Genomic DNA, 5,907 nt, shown 5'->3' on the forward strand with positions numbered 1-5,907 from the left:
GGTCATAATCGACCGAACCGCAAGAGTTCCCGTGTTAGACCGGCCTATTCCGCCGCCTGTACCTTGATCACGCCGCGCTTGATTTGATCCTGCTCGATCGACTCGAACAAAGCGCGGAAATTGCCCTCGCCAAAGCCTTCGTCGCCCTTGCGCTGGATGAACTCGAAGAAAATTGGCCCGATCACGGTCTTGGAAAAGATCTGCAGCAGGATCTTGGTCATGCCGCCATCGACCACGCCCTCGCCGTCGATCAGGATGCCGTGCTTCTTCATCCGCTCGATCGGCTCGCCATGGCCGTTCACGCGGTCATACGACATGTCGTAATAGGTCTCGGGCGGGCCGGGCATGAATTTCAGCCCGTTCTCGGCGAGCTTGTCGGTGGCGGCGTAGATCTCGTCCGTGCCAACCGCGATGTGCTGGATGCCTTCGCCATTGTACTTCTTCAGGTATTCGGCGATCTGGCTGGTCTCGTCCTTGGATTCGTTGAGCGGGATGCGGATCTTGCCGCAAGGCGAGGTGATGGCGCGGCTGACCAGGCCGGTGATCTTGCCGTCGATGTCGAAGAAATGGATCTGCTTGAAGCCGAACAGATTGCGATAAAAGTCCCACCACTTGTCCATCTGGCCGCGATAGACATTGTGGGTCAGGTGGTCGAGGAAATAGAAGCCGACGCCTTGCGGCCGCGGGTCGCGCGCGCCGAGCCATCCGAACTCGGCGTCATAGGCCGAGCCTTTCTTGCCGTAGCTGTCGATGAAATAAAGCAGCGAGCCGCCGATGCCGACAATGGCAGGCACGTCGAGCGCCTTGTCGTCGCCTTCATAAGGCGTGGCGCCCTTGGAGACGGCATGCTCGAAAGCATGTTTGGCATCGACCACCCGCCAGGCCATCGAGGCAGCACAAGGGCCATGCTTGTCGGCGAACTTCATCGCGTGCGAGCCGGGCTCGGCATTGACGACATAGTTGATGTCGCCCTGCCGCCAGACGGTGATGTCCTTGGTGCGATGCCTGGCCACCGCCACATAGCCCATGCGAGTGAAGAGCTCGGCCAGCTTCTGCGGCTCGGGATGCGCGAATTCGACGAACTCGAACCCATCGGTGCCGGCAGGGTTGTCCCTGCTGATCGTGGCGGGCGGGGCGTCGTGCGGGAAGGGACCCATGATATTCCTCCGAAAATCTCGTTTGGCCTGAAAGGGCCATTTGAAACCATGATAGCGTGGAGCCTGTGCATGGTGCTTGCATTCAAACGCTTGAAATGATGATGTCATGCGTGAAGCATGCATGATTAGAGAAAAAACCATGGATGAGACGCGCATCGATCAGTTTGACCGCAAGATAATGGCTCTTTTGCAGGGCGATGCCCGGCTCACCAATAACGACCTTTCCGAAAGGGTGAACCTGTCGGCGTCGCAATGCTCGCGCCGCCGCCAGCGGCTGGAGGAGGATGGCTATATCAAGGGCTATCGCGCCGTACTCGACCGCGACAAGCTCGGCTTCTCACTGGTCAACGTCATCTCGGTGACCTTGGCCACCCACAACCGTGACAACGCGCGACGCTTCGGCGAATTGGTGGCGCGATTGCCGGAAGTGCAGGAGGCGCATGCGCTGACCGGCGAGATGGATTATATCCTGAAGGTGGTGACGCCCGACCTCAAATCATTGTCCGAGTTCGTCAACGGCGTGCTCCTGCCGCATGAATCCGTGCAGCATGTGAAGACGGCGATCGTGCTGGAGACGCTGAAGGAGACCGGCGCGCTGCCGATCTAACCCTTCGACTGCTGGATCAGCCCATACAGATTGGTGCATCGGGCGCCGGAGCGGCAATAGGCGAACACCGGGCCCTCGAGCTCATCCAGCGCCTCGGCCTGGTCCTCGACATTCTCGGCTGTGATCTGGCCGCTGATCACGGGGATGTAACGGAAGGCGAGGCCGGCGGCTTCGACCGCCGAGCCGATGCTTTTGGCCGAAGGCTGGCCGGGCTGTTCGTCGTCCGGCCGGTTGCAGATGACGCTCTTGAAGCCGGCGGCCTTGATGGCGGCGACATCTTCGGCCTGGATCTGGCCAGAGACCGAATAGTCCTCGCTGATTTCGCGGTATTCCATGACGATGTCCTCGCGATCTGATTTGGCAGGAGTTTTGCCACTCCCTGACGTGGCCGGCAACCAATTCCTATGCCGTGGCCGGCTGAGCGATGCGCGCCCGGGCAAAACGCGCCACGACGATGCCTGCGATCACCGAAGCGACGAAGATCGGCGTCTGTGAATAGCCGAGGCCCAGCGCCGGAATGGCGCCGCCCGGACAGAAGCCGGCAATGCCCCATCCGATACCGAACACGGCGGCGCCGCCAACCAATTCCAGATCGATAACGCGCTTCGTCGGCAGCGCAAACTCGGTTTCGAACACCGGGGCCTTGTACCGGCCGAACACCAGTCGGTAACCGATAAAGGCGACAGCCAAGCCGCCGCCCATGACGAAGATCAGGCTGGGGTCCCAGGTGCCAGCAATGTCGAAGAAATTCAGCACCTTGGCCGGATTTATCATACCGGAAACAGCGATGCCGAGGCCGAAAATCCCGCCGATCAGGAATGCCGAAACGAGCCTGTTCATGGTTAGCCCCCGACGACGTGGCGGATGATGAAGACGGTGATTAATGCGGTGACCATGAAGGTCGCGACGGCGGCCATCGAGCGTGGCGACAGGCGCGCAATGCCGCAAATGCCATGCCCGCTCGGACAGCCACCGCCGAAATGCACGCCGATGCCGACCACGAAGCCACCGACAACGAGGGACAGCGTTGGCAGCGGCACGCTGAAGGCAATATGTCCGCCAACAGTCCGATAGAGGAGCGGCGCCACGACTGCGCCAATGAGAAACGCGGCTCGCCAGCCCCAATCCGGGGCAAGCGGCGGAATGACCCCTGTTAGGATACCGGTCATCCCGGCAATCCGTCCATGCAACGCCATCAGGAGCACCGCCGACAGGCCGATGAGGGCACCGCCGAGCAGCGACTGGAAGGGCGTGAAATCTGTCATGGCAGTGCCGGCCTCAATCTGCGCTTCATGCGCGTCCCGCGCGGATCGACATCATAGCGCAGATGGACGTTGCCAGCGAAGATTCTGACTCGGATTGCCCAGAGGGGAATGAAAAAAGGCGGAGACTGGCTCCGCCTTTCGAGAACGCTCTTCTCAGCTGCCGAGAATGGCGCCTTTGATCTGGCGGATGTTGTTGTGCATCATGTCGATGTAGGTCGAGCCGGGGCCATCGGGCTGCGACAGCGCATCCGAATAGAGCGTGCCGCCCACCTTGATGCCGGTCTCGCTGGCGATCTGTTCGATCAGGCGCGGATTGGTGATGTTCTCGACGAAGATCGCCGACGCCTTGTCCTGCTTCACCTGCTCGACCAGTTTGGCGACATCGGCGGCCGACGGCTCGGAATCGGTCGAGATGCCTTGCGGGGCAAGGAAAGTCAGGCCGTATTCATGCTCGAAATAGCCGAAGGCGTCATGCGAGGTGATGACGACGCGCTTTGCCTCGGGGATCGACTGGATCGCCGCCTTCACTTCGCCTTCCAGCGCATCGAGCTTCTTGGTGTAGGCGGCGGCGTTGGTCTGGTAGGAGACGCAGCCGTCGCTGTCGGCCGCGCAGAAGGCTTCGGCGATGTTCTTCACATAGATCCTGGCATTGGCGATCGACTGGAAGGCGTGCGGATCGGTGACGGTCTTGCCGTCGCCGGTGCCGGCACCCTCCGCCGCGTCGGCGTCGGCGAACTCAGGCTTGAAGTCGATCGGCGTCACGCCCTTGGTCAAGGTGATGATCGAAGCCTTGGTGGCGCTGGCATCGACCAGCCGCTGCAGGAAACCTTCGAAATGCAGGCCGTTGACCAGAACGATGTCGGCCTTGGCCATTGCCACCGCGTCGGCGGGGCTCGGCTCATAGACATGGGCATCGCCGTCCGGCCCGACAATGGTGGTGATGTCGACGCGGTCGCCGCCGACATTTTTGGCGAAATCCGCTATGACCGTGAAGCTGGCGACCACTTTCAGCGGCTCGGCGAAGGCCGATGAAGCTCCAAAGGCTGTTAATGTTATAACGCTCATCGCCAGGGCGGCGCAGAGTGATTTCAGCATGGTTGGGTCTCCTTTGGGGCGGGGGATCAGGCCGTTCTGTGACGGTGATGGACGATGCGGGCGCGCAGAATGCCGCGCGTGCCAAACAGGATAGAGGCGAAATAGACGACGCCGGCCGACAGGATGATGGCCGGGCCTGACGGCAACGACGCATGATAGGACAGGAGCAGCCCGGCAATGCAGGAGGCAAAGCCGATCAGCACGGCCAGCGCGCACATCGGCTCGACGCGCGCCGTCCAGAAGCGCGCCGCTGCCGCCGGCAGCATCATCAATCCGACTGAAAGTAAGGTACCGAGCGCCTGGAAACCGCCGACGAGGTTGAGGACGACGAGACCGAGGAAAATGAAATGCACCGGGCTGCCCATGCGGCTGACCGAACGCAGGAACAGCGGGTCCAGGCATTCCGCGACCAGCGCCCGCCAGAAGACGGCAAGGCTGACCAGCGTCACCGCGACGATGCCGCCGATCAGCGTCAATGCCTCGTTGTTGAGTGCCAGCACCGTGCCGAACAGCACATGCATGAGGTCGACGCTGGAGCCGCGGATCGACACCATCAGCACGCCGATGGCGAGCGAAATCAGGTAGAAGGCCGCCATCGAGGCGTCCTCGCGCTGAATGGTGAAGCGCGAGACGGCGCCGGCGCCGAGCGCCACGATGATGCCGGCGATCAGGCCGCCAATGGTCATCGGCAGGATTTCGAGGCCGTAGAACAGGAAGCCGGCGGCCGCCCCCGGCAGGATGGCGTGCGCCATCGCGTCGCCCGACAGGCTCATGCGCCGCAGCATCAGGAAGACGCCGATCGGGCAGGCGCCGAGCGACAGCATCAGCGAGCCGAAAAGCGCCCGCTGCATGAAACCGAAATCGGCGAATGGCGAGATAAAAAGGCCGTAGAGCGCGTCCATCAGGCAGCCCTCGGTCCGGCGCCATGGTGATGGTCGTGATCGTGGCCGTCATGATGATGATCATGATCATGAGCGTGCTCGTCAGGCTCGCACCAGGGCGCGTTCTCTTCCCAGGCTTCGTGGAAGCGGCGCGCGCGCAACAGGTTCTCCGGCTTCAGCGTCTCCCGGGTCTCGCCCCAGGCTACCGGCTGGCGGGCAAGCAGCAGTGTTTCGGGAAAATTCTGGCGCACAAGATCCAGATCATGGACCACCACCATGATGGTGCGCTCTTCGCCGTGCCAGCGCTTGATCAGGGCAATGAGGTCACCGACCGTCTTGGCGTCGACCGCATTGAAGGGCTCGTCGAGCAGGATCAGGTCGGCATCCTGCAACAGCACGCGGGCAAACAGCGTGCGCTGCAACTGGCCGCCCGACAGCGTGTCGATTGGCCGCTTCTCGAAGCCGCCGAGGCCGACGGCCATCAAAGCCTGGCTGACGGCCTCGCGATCTTCCTGGGTGTAGCGGCCAAGCATGCCGCGCTTCGGCCACAGGCCGAGCGAGACCAGGTCGACGACGCGGGCGGGAAAGGAGCGATCAAGCTCCGATTGCTGCGGCAGGTAGGCCGCCCGCACGCCCGGCGCGCGGATAACCTCGCCGGCCATCGGCTTCAACACCCCAACGATACCTTTCATCAGCGTCGACTTGCCGGAACCATTGGCGCCGACCACGGCCGTCAGCGAACCCTTGCGGATCGCGCCATTGAGATGGTGGATCGCCGGGTGGCTGTTGTAGCCCAGCGTCATGTCACGGAATGTCAGGCAGGTCTGGGTCATATCGTTCCGTTGGCCAAACGCGGCTGCAGGCAGGCGGCTTGGATATGTGATGTTATTACATTAGTCAAC

Annotated in this window: 8 protein-coding genes; 1 reads left to right on the top strand and 7 read right to left on the bottom strand. The window is 62.1% G+C overall.

The window, feature by feature from the left end; genetic code table 11:
• Positions 1-44 precede the first annotated feature (44 nt).
• Positions 45-1,157 carry a 4-hydroxyphenylpyruvate dioxygenase gene (gene hppD / locus EOA36_RS24845; protein ID WP_127279825.1) on the bottom strand — a complete coding sequence of 371 codons (1,113 nt, stop codon included), beginning with the start codon at positions 1,155-1,157 and terminating at the stop codon, positions 45-47.
• 139 nt (positions 1,158-1,296) lie between these two features.
• On the opposite strand from hppD, the gene EOA36_RS24850 reads away from it, so the two are divergent.
• Positions 1,297-1,764: an Lrp/AsnC family transcriptional regulator gene (locus EOA36_RS24850; RefSeq protein ID WP_032933331.1), complete on the top strand. Its 468-nt coding sequence runs from the start codon at positions 1,297-1,299 to the stop codon at positions 1,762-1,764.
• Here the strand turns inward: EOA36_RS24850 and EOA36_RS24855 are convergent.
• From EOA36_RS24855 to aztA, 6 genes are all read right to left on the bottom strand, one after another.
• Complete coding sequence (locus EOA36_RS24855) at positions 1,761-2,099, bottom strand: TIGR01244 family sulfur transferase (protein ID WP_127279826.1); 339 nt, start codon at positions 2,097-2,099, stop codon at positions 1,761-1,763. The two genes, EOA36_RS24850 and EOA36_RS24855, sit on opposite strands and share 4 nt — an antisense overlap.
• Positions 2,100-2,166: 67 nt before the next feature.
• Positions 2,167-2,604: a DUF6691 family protein gene (locus tag EOA36_RS24860; RefSeq protein ID WP_127279827.1), complete on the bottom strand. Its 438-nt coding sequence runs from the start codon at positions 2,602-2,604 to the stop codon at positions 2,167-2,169.
• Between the two features lie 2 nt (positions 2,605-2,606).
• Positions 2,607-3,029, bottom strand: a complete 423-nt coding sequence (locus tag EOA36_RS24865; protein ID WP_127279828.1) for a YeeE/YedE family protein — start codon at positions 3,027-3,029, stop codon at positions 2,607-2,609.
• A gap of 153 nt (positions 3,030-3,182) precedes the next feature.
• Positions 3,183-4,124, bottom strand: coding sequence for a zinc ABC transporter substrate-binding protein AztC (aztC, locus tag EOA36_RS24870; RefSeq protein ID WP_127279829.1), 942 nt, complete (start codon positions 4,122-4,124; stop codon positions 3,183-3,185).
• Positions 4,125-4,150: 26 nt separating this feature from the next.
• Positions 4,151-5,026, bottom strand: coding sequence for a zinc ABC transporter permease AztB (gene aztB / locus EOA36_RS24875; protein ID WP_127279830.1), 876 nt, complete (start codon positions 5,024-5,026; stop codon positions 4,151-4,153).
• Positions 5,026-5,838, bottom strand: a complete 813-nt coding sequence (gene aztA / locus EOA36_RS24880) for a zinc ABC transporter ATP-binding protein AztA (RefSeq protein ID WP_127279831.1) — start codon at positions 5,836-5,838, stop codon at positions 5,026-5,028. Before aztA ends, aztB begins: the two co-directional genes overlap by 1 nt.
• Positions 5,839-5,907 lie beyond the last annotated feature (69 nt).

Origin of the sequence: Mesorhizobium sp. M8A.F.Ca.ET.021.01.1.1 (assembly GCF_003998025.1) — a bacterium.
Classification (GTDB): domain Bacteria; phylum Pseudomonadota; class Alphaproteobacteria; order Rhizobiales; family Rhizobiaceae; genus Mesorhizobium.